Source organism: Mucilaginibacter sp. KACC 22063, from assembly GCF_028736115.1.
Lineage (GTDB): Bacteria > Bacteroidota > Bacteroidia > Sphingobacteriales > Sphingobacteriaceae > Mucilaginibacter.
In genome coordinates this window covers 2967906-2985465 of record NZ_CP117877.1, presented here as the reverse complement: position 1 = coordinate 2985465, position 17560 = coordinate 2967906, and the positions used below count along the sequence as shown (strand labels likewise).

The window sequence follows — 17560 nt, the reverse complement described above, 5'->3', positions numbered from 1 at the left end:
GGGAAATGTTAGCTGCTTGAATTTTCAAGGTAGATATCAGTGCTTATCAATAGTCAGTTTGTAATGCTCGGGAGATATGCCCATGTATTTTTTAAATACCCGTGAAAAGTAGAAAGCATCACTGTATCCCAGCTTTGCGGCTACTGTTTTTATTCTGGCATCTTTACTATATAATAATTGACAAGCGCTCTGCATTTTAATGTTAATAAAATAATCCATGGGCGGCATTCCTGTCGCCTTTTTGAATATTGCAGAAAAATGGGAAGTAGAAAGCGTGTTGTGTTCAGCTATTTGTTCAACTGTAAGCTTCTTGTCTAGATTGGCTTTCATATAAAGCACCGAATTATTTATCACATCAGTGCTTTGTACAGTTTTTAAGTGCCTTTCCGGGAATAAGAAGGTTGCTAAAAAGTTATATAAACAAAAACTGGCGTTCGATAGGTTCTCCAGGCTATAACCCATCTCAAGGCTTTCGTACATATTGTCCCATATACCTATCGCCTTAGCATTGAAAGGTATAGCAATAGGCCCTTTATGCGATTTTACATTTAAAAACTGGTTAAACACATCTATTTGATCACCAGTATAATGTATCCAATAAATTGTCCATGGATCCTCGGCATCGGCCCAATAACGCATGTATTTATCTGTGGCAGGCAAAACTATAAACTGATTTGCCGTAACTGTATATTTTTTATTTTCAAGTACATAGTGTCCTTTCCCTTGCAAACAGTAAATGAAAATGTTGTCTTTACACCCTTTACGCCGCTCTCTGTAATGATAGCTCGCTTTAGGAAAGTAACCGATCTGTGTAACGTATATCTGGAATATGTTCGGATGTCTTTTTAGAACATTCTTCCAAATTTTTGGAGGCAAATAAATCAGTTTCTCGCCCTCAAAGCCGTCTCTTCTTTTATTACTCATAGGTTAATACAAGGGTGCTTTGTTACTAATGTCCTTAAGATTTTTTAGGTTAGTAAGTGTTATACTAACAGGCATTAAATATCTATAAAAAACTTATTACAGTAGAATAATCCATTAAAAAAAAGGTTTTTTCTATTCTGCTCTATTAAACATGAAGCTATTTTTGATACAAGCTCAAACCAGTTATATAAACTAATATTCGTAATTGTTCCTTGTTAAATTAAGCAGTTGTTAGTACGGGGCTAATAATGCAGCAAGAATAGTCGTATGAAATCATACAGTACGGATACACGTTAATTTTTATTCTAAAAAATGAGATTATAAATAATGTCTGATACAGAGAAACACATCTTTTTACAAATACATCCAAAAGATAACGTGCTTGTTGCTTTAACTGATTTAAAGCAGGGTACGCAGATTAATTTTGATAATCAATCCTTTATGCTTAACACGGATGTTGCTGCTAAGCATAAATTTACCATCAATGCTATAGAGAAGGATGCCGAAGTATACATGTATGGCATTCTTGTAGGTAAAGCATGTGAATATATAGCGCAGGGGGCAGCAATTACAACAGAAAATATCAGGCATGCTGCTGCTGATTTTCAATTAAGTGAGCGTAAAATATCATGGGCTGTACCTGGTGAAGCGGATAAGTATCAGGACCGTACATTTATGGGCTATCACCGTGCCGATGGCAGTGTAGGAACTGCAAATTATTGGTTGGTAATACCGCTGGTATTCTGTGAAAACCGGAATATTAACGTACTGAAAGACGCATTATCAGCCAAGTTAGGTTTTGCCAAGCCAAGGGGGTACGAAAATGAAGTGGAGAGTTTGATTAGCATGTACCAATCTGGCAAAGATGTGCAGGAAATATTGTCCGCTGATCTTTTGACAACACCGGAGCAAAGCATTTCCAATAAGTTGTTCCCCAATATTGATGGTATAAAATTTATCAATCATGATATGGGCTGTGGCGGTACTCGTACCGATTCAGATGCACTTTGCGGATTATTAGCTGGCTATATCACGCATCCAAATGTTGCCGGCGCCACTGTTTTAAGTTTAGGTTGCCAGCATGCACAAGCGGCTATATTACAGGAGGAAATTCAAAAACGCGATCCGGATTTTAGCAAGCCATTAGTAATGTTGGAGCAGCAAAAGCTGGGAACAGAGCAAAAACTAATGCATGAAGCTTTAAAACAGACTTTCGCAGGGTTGATCAAAGCTAATGAAAACCACAGGCAACCTGCGCCAATATCTAAATTATGTGTTGGCCTGGAGTGTGGCGGTTCGGATGGTTTTTCAGGAATTTCTGCTAATCCAGCTTTAGGATATCTATCGGATATCTTAGTTTCTTTAGGCGGAAGCGTAATTCTTGCAGAATTTCCGGAATTATGTGGAGTAGAGCAGGAGTTAAGCGACCGTTGTGTGGACGAGCAAACGGCACAACGTTTTATGAGCCTGATGCGCACTTACAATGCACGTGCAGAAGCAGATGGATCAGGTTTTTATGCCAATCCATCGCCGGGTAATATTCGCGACGGTTTAATTACAGACGCTATCAAATCAGCTGGTGCTGCAAAAAAAGGCGGTTCTTCACCTGTTGCGGCAGTGCTGGATTATCCTGAAAAAGTAACTAAACCGGGACTGAATTTATTGTGTACCCCAGGTAGCGACGTAGAAAGCACAACTGCCGAAGTTGGTTCGGGTGCTAACGTGGTGTTATTTACAACCGGCCTTGGTACACCAACAGGTAATCCTGTTGCGCCGGTAATCAAATTATCTACTAATACAGCACTTTATAAACGCATGCCAGATATCATTGATATTAACTGCGGTACCATAATAGAAGGTGAAGAGACCATAGCTCAGGTTGCTGAAAGAATATTGAATTATGTTATAGAAGTAGCAAGCGGAAAGGCCATTCCTAAGTCGGTCAAACTGGGACAGGATGATTTTATTCCGTGGAAGAGAGGCGTATCACTATAAATCTGAATAAATGTTTAGCTTAAAAAATAAATCGGCTATTATTACAGGCGGCGGAAGCGGTATAGGCAAGGCCATTGCCACGCTTTTTGCAAAACAGGGAGCTATTGTACATATCATTGAATTAAACATAGATGCTGCTGAGGAAACTGCCGCGCAATCAAGGAAATCTGGCTTTGCTGCTTATGCATACCAGGCAGATGTAAGCAATCAGCAGCAGATAGCAGACCTGATTGAAAAAATAGGTCAAGTGAATATTTTAGTTAACAATGCAGGTATTGCCCATGTGGGTAATGTTGAAAATACTTCTGAAGCTGATTTTGACAGAGTTTTTAATGTAAACGTTAGAGGTGCTTACAACATGTTGCATGCTGTTGTCCCTTTTATGAAAGCAAATGATGGTGGTGTTATCCTTAATCTTGCATCTATAGCTTCGTCGGTTGGTATTACTGACAGGTTTGCTTATTCAATGAGCAAGGGCGCTATTTATTCCATGAGTTTGTCTGTTGCAAGAGATTACATGGCTGATAACATCCGTTGCAATACCATTTCGCCAGCGCGCGTGCATACTCCATTTGTGGATGGGTTTATTGCAAAGAACTATCCCGGAAAAGAAGCGGAGATATTCGAAAAACTCTCAAAAAGCCAGCCAATTGGCCGTATGGGTACACCGGAAGAGGTGGCTCATTTAGCCCTTTACTTATGCTCTGATGAAGCATCATTCATCACAGGAAACGATTACCCTATTGATGGCGGATTTATAAAACTGAACAACTAAACTAATATGAAACTGATAAGATACGGTGAGCCGGGTAAAGAAAAAACCGGTGTTAATATAGATGGTGTTAATTATGATACTTCTGCTTTTGGCGAAGATTATAACGAACAGTTTTTTGAGAACGACGGCCTTAACAGACTGAAAAAATATCTTGATGAAAATAAGGTTCAGTTACAAAAGATCGCGGATAGCGAGCGCATCGGTAGCCCGGTAGCAAGGCCATCTAAAATTGTATGTATAGGCCTTAACTATAAAGACCATGCAGAAGAAACCGGAGCGCCAATGCCGCCAGAGCCTGTTATCTTCTTCAAATCTACTACAGCCCTTACCGGCCCTTTCGATAATGTGATCATCCCTAAAAATTCAGTTAAATCTGATTGGGAAGTTGAGTTGGCTATCGTGATCGGTAAAAAAGCATCTTATGTAGAAGAAAGTGAAGCCCTTGATTATGTAGCCGGTTACTGCCTGCATAATGACGTTTCGGAACGTGAATTTCAGATGGAAAGAAACGGTACCTGGGATAAAGGTAAAGGCTGCGATACATTTGCACCTATTGGCCCGTGGCTGGTAACACCTGACGAAGTTTCGGATGTGCATAACCTGCGTTTATGGTTAAAACTGAATGGCGAAACCGTACAGGACGGCAGTACATCGAACCTGATTTTTAACGTGCCATTCTTGATTGCTTACGTTAGCCAGTTTATGACCTTGCTACCGGGTGATGTTATTTCAACAGGAACACCTGCAGGGGTAGGTTTAGGTATGAAACCGCCTGTTTATCTAAAGCCGGGTGATGTGATGGAATTGGGCATTGATGGTTTAGGTACCGCAAAACAGCAAGCTGTAGCTTATGCTAAGAATTGATACACATCAGCACTTCTGGCTGTATAACCCGGTAAAAGATGCATGGATTACAGATGATATGTCTGTAATACAAAAGGATTTCTTGTCCGGAGATATTGCACCCGTTTTACAATATAATGATGTGGCGGGCTGCATAGCGGTGCAGGCAGATCAGACTGAAATGGAAACCATGTTCCTGCTTGAGCTTGCAGAAAGAAATCCTTTTATTGCAGGTGTGGTAGGATGGGTTGACCTAAAGGCTGATAACTTAGAAGAAAGGCTTGCTTATTTTAAGCAATATAAAAAGCTAAAAGGTTTCAGGCATATCTTACAGGCAGAACCTGCTGAATTTATGCTCGAAGATAAGTTTAAGAAAGGTATCTCAAAATTAAATAAGTACGGTTATACCTATGACCTACTGATTAAACCTCAGCATTTAAAGGCTGCCGAAGAACTGGTATCGCTTTATCCTAACCAACGCTTTGTGATTGATCACATGGCTAAGCCGTTGATCAAGGATAAACACCTGCAACCATGGGCAGATGAAATTACCAGGCTTGCAGCGTGTCAAAACGTTTATTGCAAAATATCCGGGCTGCTTACAGAGGCAGACTGGTACAACTGGCAACCATCAGATTTTACAGCTTATCTGGATGTCGTTTTTAAAGCCTTTGGCCCTTCGCGTATCATGTTTGGCTCAGACTGGCCGGTATGTATGGTGGCGGGTGGCTACAATCAGTTTGTGAAATTGCTGGAAGAGTATCTTACCCGGTTTACAACTGCCGAACAAACTTTGTTCTGGAGCGAAAACGCAATTAATTTTTACGGTTTATCAAATACTTTACACAAAGCATAATGGATCTTTTACTACAGGATAAAATAATAATTGTAACAGGCGGTGCACGCGGTATTGGCAAAGGCATTTCATTAGCCCTTGCTAAAGAAGGTGCCATACCGGTAATTGTAAGCAGGACAGAAAAAGAAAATCTGATCACTGCCGATGAAATTAAAGCATTGGGTGGCAAGGTTGATCATATACAGGCAGAGCTAACCGATCCTGAACAGTGTAAAAATGCAATCGCAACAGTTATCGAGCGCCATGGCCGTATTGATGGACTTGTAAATAATGCAGGCGAAAATGATGGCGTAGGGCTTGAAAATGGTAGCTACGAAAAATTTATGTCGTCACTGCATAAAAACCTGGTGCATTATTATCTGGCGGCACACTATGCATTGCCTGAACTGAAAAAAACACAGGGGCCAATTGTTAACATTACTTCAAAAGTTGCCGATGTTGGTCAGGGTGGCACTTCGGCTTATGCAGCTGCGAATGGTGGGCGTAATGCGCTTACCCGCGAGTGGGCTACCGAACTCTTACCTTATAACATCAGGGTAAACGCAGTAGTGGTTGCCGAATGCTGGACACCTTTATATGAGCGATGGATCAACTCATTGCCTGAAGGGCAGGAGCGGCTTAAATCTATCATCGAAAATATTCCTTTAGGCAAAAGAATGACCACCAGCGAAGAGATTGCTAATAATGTAGCATTTCTTTTATCCCCGGTATCAAGTCATACCACTGGTCAAATTGTATATGTAGATGGCGGTTATGTTCATTTGGACCGTTCATTAAAATAGCGGTTAGCGATATGAGAGTCGGCTTGTTTGTTCCTTGTTATGTAGATCAGTTTTATCCCAATGCTGCAATTGCAACATTACAACTGCTCAGAAAGCTTGGAGTAGAAGTGGAATACCCGCTTAACCAGACTTGCTGCGGGCAGCCTATGGCTAATTCAGGTTTTGAACATCTTACCAATGGATGCAACGAGTTATTCGTCAAAAACTTTTCCGGCTTTGACTATATCGTAGCGCCATCAGGCAGTTGTGTACTGCATGTAAGAGAGCACCTGCATGATAAGGATGAAACTGCTGCTCAGGAAATAAGATCAAAGGTTTATGAGCTGACGTCTTTTCTGACCGATATTTTGCAAGTAAAGCAGCTAAAAGCCAGATTTCCTCATAAGGTTGGGATGCATCAAAGCTGCCACGGGCAACGGGGATTAAAGCTTTCGCAAATGAGCGAATTGGTTGCTCCGCAATTTTCTAAACCCGGCTCTTTGTTGAATATGGTTCAGGACATTGAACTGATCGAATTAAACCGGATAGACGAATGCTGCGGCTTTGGGGGTACGTTTTGCGTAACCGAAGAAGCTGTATCTGTAAAAATGGGAAAAGACCGTGTGGCTGATCATGTTAAACACGGCGCTGAATATATTACAGGCGTGGATATGTCATGCCTGATGCACATGGAAGGCATACTTAATCGCCAGCAAAGCCCGGTAAAAGTGATCCACATTGCAGAAATTTTAAACGCGGAGTGATATGAGTGCGGTTACTAATAAAGATCATGCGGAACTTGCTGAGGATTTTAACCGGGATGAGAACCGGGTAGACTGGCATGATGAAACCTTATGGTGGATCCGTCAAAAACGCGACCGCATTGTACACCAGATACCAGATTGGGAACTGCTTCGCGAAACCGCTTCGCAGATAAAGCATAATGTTTTATCAAACATGCACAGCTATTTACAGCAATTTGAAGCAAATGCTTTAGCCAATGGCGTGCATGTACACTGGGCCTTAAATGCACAGGAGCACAACCAGATTATACGTCAGCTATTAAAGGATAAACAGATCACCCACATGGTAAAAAGCAAATCGATGCTTACCGAAGAATGTGGATTAAATGAATACCTGGCTGAGCATGGCATAGAAGTAATTGACTCTGATCTGGGTGAACGGATTGTACAATTAGCTAAAGAGCCGCCAAGCCATATTGTATTGCCCTGTATCCATAAAAAGAAGGAAGAGATCGGCGACCTGTTCCACATGTATTTGGGTACGCCTTCAAACGTTGCCGATCCGCAAATATTAACAGAGGCCGCCCGTCAGCATTTACGGGAGATCTTTCTGACCAGGCGTGCAGCTTTAACAGGAGTAAACTTTGCCGTAGCCGAAACGGGCGAATTTGTAGTATGTACCAATGAAGGTAACGCCGATATGGGCGCACATCTGGCTGATATCCACATTGCCAGCATGGGTATAGAAAAGCTAATCCCCGAGCGTAAACACTTAGGTGTATTTTTAAGGCTACTGACCCGAAGTGCAACCGGCCAGCCGATAACTACTTATAGCAGCCACTTCAGAAAACCGCGTGATGGCAAAGAAATCCATATTGTGCTGGTTGACAATGGCCGCAGCGAACAGTTAGGCCGTCCTGATTTCAGGAACTCTTTAAAATGTATCAGGTGCGGAGCATGTATGAACACCTGCCCGGTTTATCGCAGAAGTGGAGGGCATAGCTACCATACGGCAGTGGCAGGGCCTATTGGTTCCATCCTGGCACCAAACCTTGATATGGAGAAATACGCTGATCTGCCTTTTGCATCAACCTTGTGCGGATCATGCTCTAATGTGTGCCCGGTTAAAATTGATATTCATGATCAGCTTTATAAATGGCGGCAGGTACTTGTAAAAAAAGGCTATGCACCCACCGCTAAAAAAATAGGGATGCAATTAATGGCAGCCACGCTTTCGTCGCCGGCCTTATATCATACAGCGGGAAAGGCGGGTCGTGCCGCACTTAGATATATTCCTTTTGCTATTAATAACAAGCTTAACCCGTGGTATAAGCACCGTGATATGCCGCAGGCACCTAAGCAATCATTCAGGGATTGGTACCTCAAGAATAACAGTTAATATATGAACAGCAGAGAAAAGATATTAGCCGCAGTAGCTGCCAATCAGCCTGATCTTGTACCATTGCCGGATATCAGTCCATTAAACTTCTCGCAAGATGGGCTTTTAGAAAAGTTAACTTCTATTCTTACAACTACCGGCAGCAATGTAATTCCTGCCGCAAATTATCAGGAAATAGCCGAATATATTAATGCTAACTACCCGGAGGCGAAAATAGTATCCCCTTTAGCTGAACTTGAAAGTGGCAGGCTTACCAGGTACGATACTACAAACGGGATTGACTTTCAGGATGTAGAGCTTGCCATTATAAAGGGTCATTTTGCTGTTGCCGAAAACGGTGCGATATGGGTGACAGAAGATCATATGCTGCACCGTGCATTACCTTTCATTACTCAACATCTGATTATTGTAATAGAAGGCAAAAGCATAGTACCCAACATGCACGAAGCCTATCAAACAATAGGCAATAGTACTTATGGCTTTGGTACGTTTATATCAGGCCCATCAAAAACAGCAGATATCGAACAATCATTAGTCATAGGCGCACACGGTGCCCGTAGCCTGACTGTGTTTTTGTTGCCCTAAGTTTAGCTTTTGGATGTACTCTTTAAAGCCCAGTAAATTAATAAAGGCTGAAAAAATAAGCGGGTTAAACGTTTACCATCGGTATCTAAGCCAAATGCACTTCGGTGATTGGTATACTGTGCAATATTGCCCGGAAAAACAGCCGCAAAAAATCCGGCTGCAACTTTACCAACTGTTTCCTGATGTTTTTTAGGAGTAAAAAGCAATGCGCTGCCTAATGCAATTTCGGCATAACCAGAAAGTACAACGGTATCGTCCTTTTTAAGCGGAACCCAATCCGGCACCTGTGCCCTGAATGCTTTTCTTGCAAAAGTAAGGTGGCTTATACCTGCAAAAACCAGATTTGTACCTAATGCTATTCTGGCTATGTTTTTTACTGTTTGTTGTTCCATTTATAAAATTGTACAAACACTATTCCACATCAATGTTTAAACCTTATTTTACTTTTACCGTATTAATTAAAGTATATTATTAAATAATGAGCGTTTTTCAGGTAAGCACAAATCATCCTCCGGATAATGAAAAGGATTGGACGGCGTTCTTAAATAACATCTTCCAGCCTGGTGAAAAGTCCTGTGAGCAACTTGTATATGAGCTGCAAATCGAATTTAAATCGGGCGGTTCTCCGGATGTGAGTAATATCAAAATAGACCGTGTTAAATTTGATGCAGCAAAACGGACAGGCAGGTTCAGGATACTATTAGATGTAACTTTTACTTTTGGTTGCGAAGATATATGTACGTTAAAAAAGGACCAAACATCGGAGTGGAGCTTTGAAATTGATCCGTCAAACCAAAATATAGCATTTAGTAATACGTTATACCCTGAAGGCAGGAGCACCGCTGACGAATTTTAACTAAATGAAAACAAAACCATGCAAATACACTTTATTGCAGAGTTAGCTTAAATAAATTATTAACATATCTGATCGCTCTGTTTAACTTGTACAGAATTTGATTAGATTAGACCGTAAAACTTAAAATATGCTTGTAAAGTGCTTTTAAATACTATTTTTGCAAGCTTTTAACCATTATTTCACTATTAAACAAAATTCATTATGGAGAACTTTCAGAAAATTAAAGACCTGGTAGCTACTGCTGAGAAAGATGCACAAGCATTTTATGACAAAGGAAACAAAGCAGCTGGTACCCGTTTACGTAATGCTTTACAGCAATTAAAAAACCTTGCTACTGACGTTCGTAAAGAGGTAACCGAAAAGAAAAACTCATCAAAAGACTAATATTCTGCTAAAACCCGGCCACGCGCCGGGTTTTATGTTTCAAGTAATTACTTCTTTATTTTGTGGTTTGATACTTCTTCAATTTTGGTGCACAAACCCTTAATAATATCATCAAGTTCATTTGCCGAGAGCGTGATAATATTGATGAGTTCCTGCCGGTCGATCTCCGAATCCTGGTAAATTCTATAAAGCTCAAGTAGGCCCATTATTCGGGCAAGGGGTACTCTTACCACGTGCGATTGTATCCATGCAATTTCCTGTAACTGCTGATTTTGTTTTTCGATCTCGGCCACATAGTTTTGCCGTTCTGTAATATCATTCGCTAAAACAATACGTGCCGGTTTTCCGCCGGGCGGCAACAGTTTGCTTTGGATACTTACTTTAATCAGTTCCCCATTTTTCTTTACGTGCCTGGTGATGATGTTATAATTGTCGCTGTTAGACCTTACACGCGCTGTAACGCTTTTAATGTCTTCCGGAAGTAAAAGGCTGGTGGCACTCATTGCTAAAAACTCATCCCGCGAATAGCCATAATTAGTGAGGGCCGCATCGTTTACATCTAAGAATCTAAATGTATCCACATCCAGAACCCACATTGGCAATGGGCTCAGATGAAAAAGATCGCTGTATTTCTTTTCTGAAGCAGCAAGGGTTTGCATATGCTGTTCAAGCTCCCCGTGCATAAATTTGAGAGTAGTTTCGGCTATTTTAGTATCGGTTATGTCTAGGCAGGCGCCTATCATGGTTATCGGGTTGCCTGCATCATCTGTCTGTACTTTACCCCACGATTTCAGGTACCTTATTTCGCCATTGGGCCTTATAATTCTTTCCTCAAACATTACGTCCTGTTTATTTTGCAATGCGCCGGTAATGCTTTTAAAAACAAGTTCCCGGTCATCGGGGTGCAGCAGTTCCTGATAACCTTCAAAAGTGGCTTTAAATGAATTTTTATCTAAGCCGTAAATATGGTAAAGCGTTTCAGACCAACTTACTTTATTCTCAACAACATCCCATCGCCAATTTCCAAAGTTTGCCATTTCCTGGCCCTGCTCCATTAATAAATTGGTTTCTAATAGTGTGGTCTTTATCCGCTCTTCTTTTTGACGGCTGACAACGGTTTCGGTAATATCAGTAGCCGAACGTATAATCAGTTCTACCTCACCATCACTATTCAATGCTGGTACGTTGCTTATGTGAAAATAGCGCGTGTTATATCCTCCCTTTTCCGAAGGGAATTTATATTCCCTTACGGGTGATTCCTGCGTTTTTTTAGTTTCAAGTACTTTTTGCAATTGTTCATTGCCTTCAGGGAAATTTTGGTAAGGGCTATTCTGAAGTGCTTTAATAAAAGGTTTTCCGATTAATTCAGAAGGATCGATACTGGCTATTTTTAAGTAAGCAGCATTTATATCTGCTATTGTAAAATCAGGGTAATCTGGTAAAAGTATAATTGTAGGTGTGGGAGACAGGTGAAAAATATGGGCATGGTTCACTATTGCAGGCATGATATAGTCAGTTTTGTAAAGTTGACAGTCCGTTTAATTAAGTGTTTATCAGGTATGTTTTTTTATATCAACGCACAATATTCACTAACCTATTGATTATAACAATATAACAAATTATTTCTTATATCGGGTTATTATTATTCCCACACAGAAGAGTAAGGCTGTTGTATGCGGTATTGTGATATTTACTTTCTAAATTTAGTCACTCAACTATTGATATGAAAAATGTAGATGTGGCGGCGCTCAAAAAAATTGAAGTGCTCAGTAATGTTCCTGATGATCAGCTACAATGGCTGATAGATGTAGGCACTGTCAGGGAAATAGCTGTAGGTGATGTCATATTTAAACAGGGCGACCCATTTGATTCTGTGTTTATCATTCTGTCGGGCAGGTTTAAATTCATGCTAATGATAGGCGATAAAATAAAGGAGCTTGATACGGTAGAAGCAGGTGTGGTAACAGGTTATCTTCCGTTTTCAAGAGGTACGGTAGCCAAGGGGTATGGCAGTTGTATTAAAGATGCCGTTGTTTTACAGGTACCGGCCGAAGAATTTAAGAAGAGTGTAAGCCAGCGTTATGAAATCATAGAAGCGCTGGTACATGTGATGACAACAAGGGTACGTTCATTTACGGCACAGCAGCAGCAAAACGAGAAAATGTATGCGTTGGGAAAATTGTCTGCAGGTCTGGCTCATGAACTGAATAATCCGGCATCGGCAATTGTAAGCAATGCCGCAAACCTGACGAATCATTTAAAACAGCTTCCATTGTTGTTTAAAAACATCGCTGCTTATTGCCCGGATGATGATCAGCTGATGCATATACAGGATCTGATCATTGCTACAGAAAATAACCCCAAATCAGGGCTGCTGAGCCTGATGGAAAGATCGGCATTGGAAGATGATATGATTGATTGGCTGGAAGATCATGGCATTGATGATGTTGTACTTGCGCAAAACCTGGCAGATGAAGGAGTGATGCTGCAAGCCCTTGATCACCTGTCGCAAAAAATACCGCAGGAGCATCTGAGTTCGGCATTAAGTTACATTGATTATCAGCTGACCGTTACCCGTATGGTCAACGATATAAAGCAGGCTTCGCAGCGGATATCTACTTTAGTAGGAGCGGTTAAAAATTACAGCCACATGGACCGTGGCGGCGACAAGCAGATGGTTGACATTAACAATGGCATTGAAACTACGCTTACCATATTAAATCATAAATTCAGAAAGGGCAATATCACCATTAATAAACACTTTGATGCTAACCTGCCGCAGGTGCGCGGAATGGCAGGCGAACTGAACCAGGTATGGACCAATATTATTGATAACGCCATAGATGCAGTTGAAGAGCAGCCGAACGGGAGGATAGATATTACAACCGAGCTGGATGATAACTGTGTAAAAGTTATTATTAAAGATAATGGTCCCGGTATACCTGAAGATGTACAGTCGCATATCTTTGATCCGTTTTTTACAACCAAGCAAATAGGAAAGGGCACCGGTTTAGGGCTGGAAGTGGTGACCCGAATTTGTACGCACCATCACGGCTCTGTGAAGGTAGACTCAAAACCTGGGGCTACCTCCTTTACCATTACCTTACCTATTACCAACGATTAAGTACTTTATGAAATTACCTATCATATTTCTAATTGACGACGACTACGCTGTATTAAGAGCCATTAACCGCGATTTAAGGGCTCATTATCAAAAAGATTATAAAATTTTAAGTACGGCTTCTGTTGATGAAGCTTTACAGGCACTGCTTGATTTGAAAAACAAAGGAGAGGAAGTGGCCATATTTATTGCAGATCAGCGTATGCCCCAAATGGAGGGTGTTGACTTTTTATGCAAGGCTATGGAGTATTTCCCTAATGCCAAACGCGTACTTTTAACGGCATACTCTGATACCTATGCTGCCATAAAGGCTATCAATGAGGTAAAGCTTGATTATTATTTAACCAAACCCTGGGACCCGCCTGCTGAAAAGTTATATCCCGTTCTTGATGATTTGCTTGAGGAGTGGCAGGCAAGTTACAAGCCTGATTTTACAGGTATCAAAGTACTTGGCTACCAGTTTTCGCCGCAATCACATGAGATAAAAGCATTTCTTTCGGCCTATCTGGTCCCTTATCAGTGGCTTGATATTCATACCGATGAAGGTGCCAGCCTTGCCAAGATCAACAATTTACTAAGCAAAGATCTTCCTGCCGTTATATTTCCCGACGGTACGGTGGTGTGTTCGCCGCAAATGATTGATATTGCACAAAAAATAGGGCTGACCTATCAGGCTAAAAATGAAGTATATGACGTAGCTATTATAGGAGCAGGGCCTGCAGGGCTGGCTGCGGCGGTGTACGGAGCATCAGAAGGGTTAAAGACTTTGTTGATAGAACGTAAGTCGCCGGGCGGACAGGCTGGTACAAGTTCGAGAATAGAAAATTATCTGGGTTTCCCCACAGGCCTTAGCGGTGCCGACCTTACCAGGCGCGCGCTTACGCAAGCCACTCGTTTCGGAACAGAGTTTTTGACACCGCAATCTGTAAAGGAGATCAGTTTTAAAGAGGGTTATAAATTGATCACACTGGACGATGACTCGACCATTACTACCAGAGCGATAGTTATTACAACAGGGGTTGATTACCGTAAGCTTGAAACTCCCGGCCTTAGTCAATTTACTGGTGCCGGGGTTTATTATGGAGCTGCCACTACCGAGGCTGCATCTTGCCAGGATAAAACTGTTTACATAGTAGGTGGTGGTAATTCGGCAGGGCAGGCGGCCATGTATTTGTCTAAATTTGCTAAACGGGTAATTATCCTGATACGCCGTACAGATCTTACTGCTACCATGTCATCCTACCTGATAGAGCAGATTGGTAAAGTAAGTAACATAGAATTGCAGGGCTGCTGCGAAGTAGTTGAAGCTATAGGGAAAGAAAAGTTAGAAAGCCTTGTAATTGAAAATATCGATACGAAAGAGCGTGAAACAGTTACTGCAGATGCCTTATACATTTTTATTGGTGCTAAACCTTATACCGAGTGGCTTTGTGATGTGATATTAAAAGATCAAAAAGGTTTTGTGGAAACAGGGCGCGAATTAAACCGCTATGATCAGTTTAAGAAGGTATGGAAGTACAAGCGTGACCCTTATCTGCTTGAAACCAGTTGCCCGGGAATATTTGCAGCAGGCGACGTTCGCGCCGGAGCTATGAACCGTGTAGCATCGGCCGTTGGCGAAGGTTCAATGGCAATCAGCTTTGTGCATAAATATTTGGCAGAAGTTTAAATGTTTATAATGCTCTTTGTAAACACAAAAGCCAGGTTAACCTGGCTTTTGTGTTTATTTTTATATCCTGAAGTTGAAGGAGAAGTAAGGGTACCATCCTTCTTCAGAGTGGGCTGCAAGTATTTGTAAGATGGTTAAGCCTGCTGGCGAAAAATATAAGCCGCCTCCAACGCCACTATGCCATTTATTAGAGTTGTCGTTATTTATCCAAACACGGCCAACATCATATATACCGGTTACGCCCAGTTGTCCCGGTAAAATATAACTCACTATGTTAGCCAGTTTTGCCCTTGCCTGAAAATTGTTGAATACCATGTGCTGGCCTGCAAAACGGTATTGTAAATAGCCTAATAAGTTACCCTGTCCACCCAGGAACAATGATTGATAAAAGGCGCTTTTACCTATGGTAACGCCGCCGCCAATTCGATCTGAAACCACAACATTACCATCAGATGTTATTTTTTGATAGTAAGTAAACTCCGGACGGATGATCATATAAGCCTTTGAATAGCTGTTTAGTCCTTCGTAACCCTGAAATACAACATTGAAGAAATATCCCTTGCTGGGTAGTATATTATTGTTTCGCTGGTTGGTTGTATAGTTCATCAGGAAACCCAGATGCGCTTTGTCCTTATTTAAAGTAAGGCTATCATAGGTATGCAACTGGTTGAAGTTTGTGATAAACCGGCCTGCGTTATCATCAAGATTTAAGTGGTAATACTGAAAAGACGGGCCGAAGCTTAATGTTGCATTTTCACCTGTTGTCCACCTTAATGCTGGGTCAAGCTGGTAGTTATCAAACCTGGTACGGTGATACCTGCGATAATTATCTTCCTTAATTAAAATAGTCTCATTACCGCGGCCAAAAAAGTTCATTTTATTATTCGGGGCCCTTAAATCGGCTTGTAATATAATATCGGTTTTGCCAAATACATCAATCCATTCGGCGTTGTATTTAACCCTGAATGCATCTGTAGCAAAAGAGTGGGTAACCATTAATTGCTGCATACTATTATAAGGCACCGTACGGAAGCCGTTTTGATGCGTATAACGGAAACCTACCCCTAACAGAAAACCATCATCGGCATTGATAGATGCTGTGGCCAGTGGCATCCATACGCTGTAAAGATTAGTAGGTACATACTTGGTATTAGCTGTATCCCTGCTAAGGTGTTTAACCAATCTGTCACGGTCGCCGTTAAATGCTACACTGTCTTTATGGTTATAAATTTGTACTTTTTGCCCGCCTTGTGCTACATCATAAGTTTTTTGACCTTCATCGCCTATCACCCTTAACTTAATAGGGGAAGCTGTACTTTTCAAAATTACATGGTCGTTTCCGTTTGAGGTATAAAGTCTGATCTCTTTTGTATACAGAGGATCATAAGGCATAGAAAATACAGTATCTGCACCAATACCATTGTCTGATTTCTGCACTGTAATGCGCAAGCCGCCTTTCGGGGCTTCGTCAACAGTAACTACTTCGCTTTTATCAGACGTGCGCAGATCAACTATATTAAACATGAACTTGTAATAATCTAACATGGCCTGCGGAATATTATCCCGGCGCTCCTTCAGTTTTTTCAACAATACATCATGTCGTATATGATAAGCTTCTACAGGTAGTCTTTTTAATGAAGCTTCCAATACCTGGTCATTTTCTGCTTTAACAAAGTCGTTTACTACCTTCATCCACTCGTCATAAGTAAACTGCGCATCATAATATGGTCTTATAAAGCGGGTTTTATACAACGAATACCTTACACGCGGAATTTTGCCGTCAAAATTATCTAAAGTGGGGTTAAGCCAGGTGAGTGCTGCAAGTTCTGGTAAAACACCTTGCTCTACGTGGAATACCTGATCCCTGTCGCGCGGTACCGCAGTATATTTTTTACCTTTTCCTTTTTTGTTTACTGCCCAGCGCCACTGATCTTCGTGCCTGTCCCAGTCACCCATCAGCAGATCAAGCATGCGGGCGCGCAGAAAGCCTTCTTTATCAAAGCGGTGGTCATTGTCCTCAATCAACTCGCGCTCCATTTTCTCAGTGTTATCTGATTCACCGATAGGTTCGCGTTCTTCAAAAAGGCATACCAGGCCTTTAAAGGTTTTATTGTATTCGCCCAAAGCAGGGTCTTCTGCAACAACGCCAATTACCGGGTTACTATGCGGCACACTTGCTGCATCTGCCAATGGTGGTACAACAAGTGCCGAATACGGGTGCTGGCTGCTTAGCGCATCGCCGAGCCAATCAACTGCAAAAGTGTTTCGTAAAGTAGGAGGGAGTAGCTTATCTGGTGTTTTTTCAACACTGCGTAATACGTATTCTTTACCATCTTTTGCTCTCAGCCTTAAAGATTTTGATTGCATACCACCACCTTCCTTTACAGGTTCAAGGCCGCCATATATTTTTGATATATGAAATACGGGCATTTTTACAGGTACAGCCCATTCTTTACGGTAGTTTTCGCCAAAAAGCCAGCGATGTGTTTTACTTACATTGTTATATACAGGATGCACTGCAACGGTAACGCTGTCTGGAAGATTTAATTTGTTTTGTTGGGCCGAAACAAATTGGGATGATAAAGCAAGGCAAACTAATACCTTTAAAGTTTTTAGCATGGGGCAAAAATAAGCTACTGCAAAATAATT

16 protein-coding genes are annotated in these 17560 nt (G+C 41.4%); 12 read left to right on the top strand and 4 right to left on the bottom strand.

The annotated features are described in order from the left end of the window. Positions 1-36: 36 nt before the first annotated feature. The gene (locus PQ461_RS12845) at positions 37-924 is read right to left on the bottom strand and encodes an AraC family transcriptional regulator (RefSeq protein ID WP_274205928.1); all 888 of its coding nucleotides are present in this window, start codon (positions 922-924) and stop codon (positions 37-39) included. 327 nt (positions 925-1251) lie between these two features. On the opposite strand from PQ461_RS12845, the gene PQ461_RS12840 reads away from it, so the two are divergent. The 8 genes from PQ461_RS12840 to PQ461_RS12805 are packed head-to-tail and all read left to right on the top strand — an operon-like array spanning position 1252 to position 8881. Continuing rightward, the gene (locus PQ461_RS12840; protein WP_274205927.1) at positions 1252-2919 is read left to right on the top strand and encodes a UxaA family hydrolase; all 1668 of its coding nucleotides are present in this window, start codon (positions 1252-1254) and stop codon (positions 2917-2919) included. 10 nt (positions 2920-2929) lie between these two features. Then, positions 2930-3694: an SDR family NAD(P)-dependent oxidoreductase gene (locus PQ461_RS12835; RefSeq protein ID WP_274205926.1), complete on the top strand. Its 765-nt coding sequence runs from the start codon at positions 2930-2932 to the stop codon at positions 3692-3694. 6 nt (positions 3695-3700) lie between these two features. Further along, a complete protein-coding gene (locus tag PQ461_RS12830) occupies positions 3701-4558 on the top strand; it encodes a fumarylacetoacetate hydrolase family protein (protein ID WP_274205925.1) in 858 nt (285 codons plus the stop codon). Beyond that, positions 4545-5393 carry an amidohydrolase family protein gene (locus tag PQ461_RS12825; protein ID WP_274205924.1) on the top strand — a complete coding sequence of 283 codons (849 nt, stop codon included), beginning with the start codon at positions 4545-4547 and terminating at the stop codon, positions 5391-5393. Before PQ461_RS12830 ends, PQ461_RS12825 begins: the two co-directional genes overlap by 14 nt. Further along, a complete protein-coding gene (locus PQ461_RS12820) occupies positions 5393-6175 on the top strand; it encodes an SDR family oxidoreductase (RefSeq protein WP_274205923.1) in 783 nt (260 codons plus the stop codon). Before PQ461_RS12825 ends, PQ461_RS12820 begins: the two co-directional genes overlap by 1 nt. 11 nt (positions 6176-6186) lie before the next feature. Beyond that, positions 6187-6918 (top strand): (Fe-S)-binding protein, encoded by a 732-nt coding sequence (locus PQ461_RS12815; RefSeq protein WP_274205922.1) that lies wholly within the window; start codon positions 6187-6189, stop codon positions 6916-6918. A gap of 1 nt (position 6919) precedes the next feature. Next, positions 6920-8296 carry a lactate utilization protein B gene (locus PQ461_RS12810; protein WP_274205921.1) on the top strand — a complete coding sequence of 459 codons (1377 nt, stop codon included), beginning with the start codon at positions 6920-6922 and terminating at the stop codon, positions 8294-8296. 3 nt (positions 8297-8299) lie between these two features. Then, on the top strand, positions 8300-8881 hold the full coding sequence (locus tag PQ461_RS12805) for a LutC/YkgG family protein (protein ID WP_274205920.1): 582 nt from the start codon (positions 8300-8302) through the stop codon (positions 8879-8881). Between the two features lie 2 nt (positions 8882-8883). Here the strand turns inward: PQ461_RS12805 and PQ461_RS12800 are convergent, their stop codons facing one another. Further along, positions 8884-9273, bottom strand: a complete 390-nt coding sequence (locus PQ461_RS12800; RefSeq protein WP_274205919.1) for a DoxX family protein — start codon at positions 9271-9273, stop codon at positions 8884-8886. Between the two features lie 86 nt (positions 9274-9359). Here PQ461_RS12800 and PQ461_RS12795 point away from each other — a divergent pair, with 86 nt between their 5' ends. Both PQ461_RS12795 and PQ461_RS12790 read left to right on the top strand, forming a co-directional pair. After that, positions 9360-9737: a hypothetical protein gene (locus tag PQ461_RS12795; RefSeq protein WP_274205918.1), complete on the top strand. Its 378-nt coding sequence runs from the start codon at positions 9360-9362 to the stop codon at positions 9735-9737. Positions 9738-9938: 201 nt separating this feature from the next. Beyond that, complete coding sequence (locus PQ461_RS12790; RefSeq protein ID WP_274205917.1) at positions 9939-10121, top strand: histone H1; 183 nt, start codon at positions 9939-9941, stop codon at positions 10119-10121. 47 nt (positions 10122-10168) lie between these two features. Here the strand turns inward: PQ461_RS12790 and PQ461_RS12785 are convergent, their stop codons facing one another. Further along, complete coding sequence (locus PQ461_RS12785) at positions 10169-11626, bottom strand: PAS domain S-box protein (protein WP_274205916.1); 1458 nt, start codon at positions 11624-11626, stop codon at positions 10169-10171. A gap of 218 nt (positions 11627-11844) precedes the next feature. Between PQ461_RS12785 and PQ461_RS12780 the strand changes: the two genes are divergently transcribed. Next, positions 11845-13245 carry an ATP-binding protein gene (locus PQ461_RS12780; RefSeq protein ID WP_274205915.1) on the top strand — a complete coding sequence of 467 codons (1401 nt, stop codon included), beginning with the start codon at positions 11845-11847 and terminating at the stop codon, positions 13243-13245. A 7-nt stretch (positions 13246-13252) separates the two neighbouring features. Beyond that, complete coding sequence (locus PQ461_RS12775; RefSeq protein ID WP_274205914.1) at positions 13253-14911, top strand: NAD(P)/FAD-dependent oxidoreductase; 1659 nt, start codon at positions 13253-13255, stop codon at positions 14909-14911. Between the two features lie 60 nt (positions 14912-14971). Here PQ461_RS12775 and PQ461_RS12770 read toward each other — a convergent pair whose 3' ends face one another. Further along, positions 14972-17530 carry a BamA/TamA family outer membrane protein gene (locus PQ461_RS12770; RefSeq protein WP_274205913.1) on the bottom strand — a complete coding sequence of 853 codons (2559 nt, stop codon included), beginning with the start codon at positions 17528-17530 and terminating at the stop codon, positions 14972-14974. Positions 17531-17560 lie beyond the last annotated feature (30 nt).

What these genes read in the sequence shown, in the direction of transcription:
- PQ461_RS12805 (WP_274205920.1), top strand. Translation starts at nt 8,300, where the DNA reads ATGAACAGCAGAGAAAAGATATTAGCCGCAGTAGCTGCCAATCAGCCT.
- PQ461_RS12785 (WP_274205916.1), bottom strand. Translation starts at nt 11,626, where the DNA reads ATGCCTGCAATAGTGAACCATGCCCATATTTTTCACCTGTCTCCCACA.
- PQ461_RS12780 (WP_274205915.1), top strand. Translation starts at nt 11,845, where the DNA reads ATGAAAAATGTAGATGTGGCGGCGCTCAAAAAAATTGAAGTGCTCAGT.
- PQ461_RS12810 (WP_274205921.1), top strand. Translation starts at nt 6,920, where the DNA reads ATGAGTGCGGTTACTAATAAAGATCATGCGGAACTTGCTGAGGATTTT.
- PQ461_RS12770 (WP_274205913.1), bottom strand. Translation starts at nt 17,530, where the DNA reads ATGCTAAAAACTTTAAAGGTATTAGTTTGCCTTGCTTTATCATCCCAA.
- PQ461_RS12790 (WP_274205917.1), top strand. Translation starts at nt 9,939, where the DNA reads ATGGAGAACTTTCAGAAAATTAAAGACCTGGTAGCTACTGCTGAGAAA.
- PQ461_RS12800 (WP_274205919.1), bottom strand. Translation starts at nt 9,273, where the DNA reads ATGGAACAACAAACAGTAAAAAACATAGCCAGAATAGCATTAGGTACA.
- PQ461_RS12775 (WP_274205914.1), top strand. Translation starts at nt 13,253, where the DNA reads ATGAAATTACCTATCATATTTCTAATTGACGACGACTACGCTGTATTA.
- PQ461_RS12840 (WP_274205927.1), top strand. Translation starts at nt 1,252, where the DNA reads ATGTCTGATACAGAGAAACACATCTTTTTACAAATACATCCAAAAGAT.
- PQ461_RS12825 (WP_274205924.1), top strand. Translation starts at nt 4,545, where the DNA reads ATGCTAAGAATTGATACACATCAGCACTTCTGGCTGTATAACCCGGTA.
- PQ461_RS12830 (WP_274205925.1), top strand. Translation starts at nt 3,701, where the DNA reads ATGAAACTGATAAGATACGGTGAGCCGGGTAAAGAAAAAACCGGTGTT.
- PQ461_RS12835 (WP_274205926.1), top strand. Translation starts at nt 2,930, where the DNA reads ATGTTTAGCTTAAAAAATAAATCGGCTATTATTACAGGCGGCGGAAGC.
- PQ461_RS12815 (WP_274205922.1), top strand. Translation starts at nt 6,187, where the DNA reads ATGAGAGTCGGCTTGTTTGTTCCTTGTTATGTAGATCAGTTTTATCCC.
- PQ461_RS12795 (WP_274205918.1), top strand. Translation starts at nt 9,360, where the DNA reads ATGAGCGTTTTTCAGGTAAGCACAAATCATCCTCCGGATAATGAAAAG.
- PQ461_RS12845 (WP_274205928.1), bottom strand. Translation starts at nt 924, where the DNA reads ATGAGTAATAAAAGAAGAGACGGCTTTGAGGGCGAGAAACTGATTTAT.
- PQ461_RS12820 (WP_274205923.1), top strand. Translation starts at nt 5,393, where the DNA reads ATGGATCTTTTACTACAGGATAAAATAATAATTGTAACAGGCGGTGCA.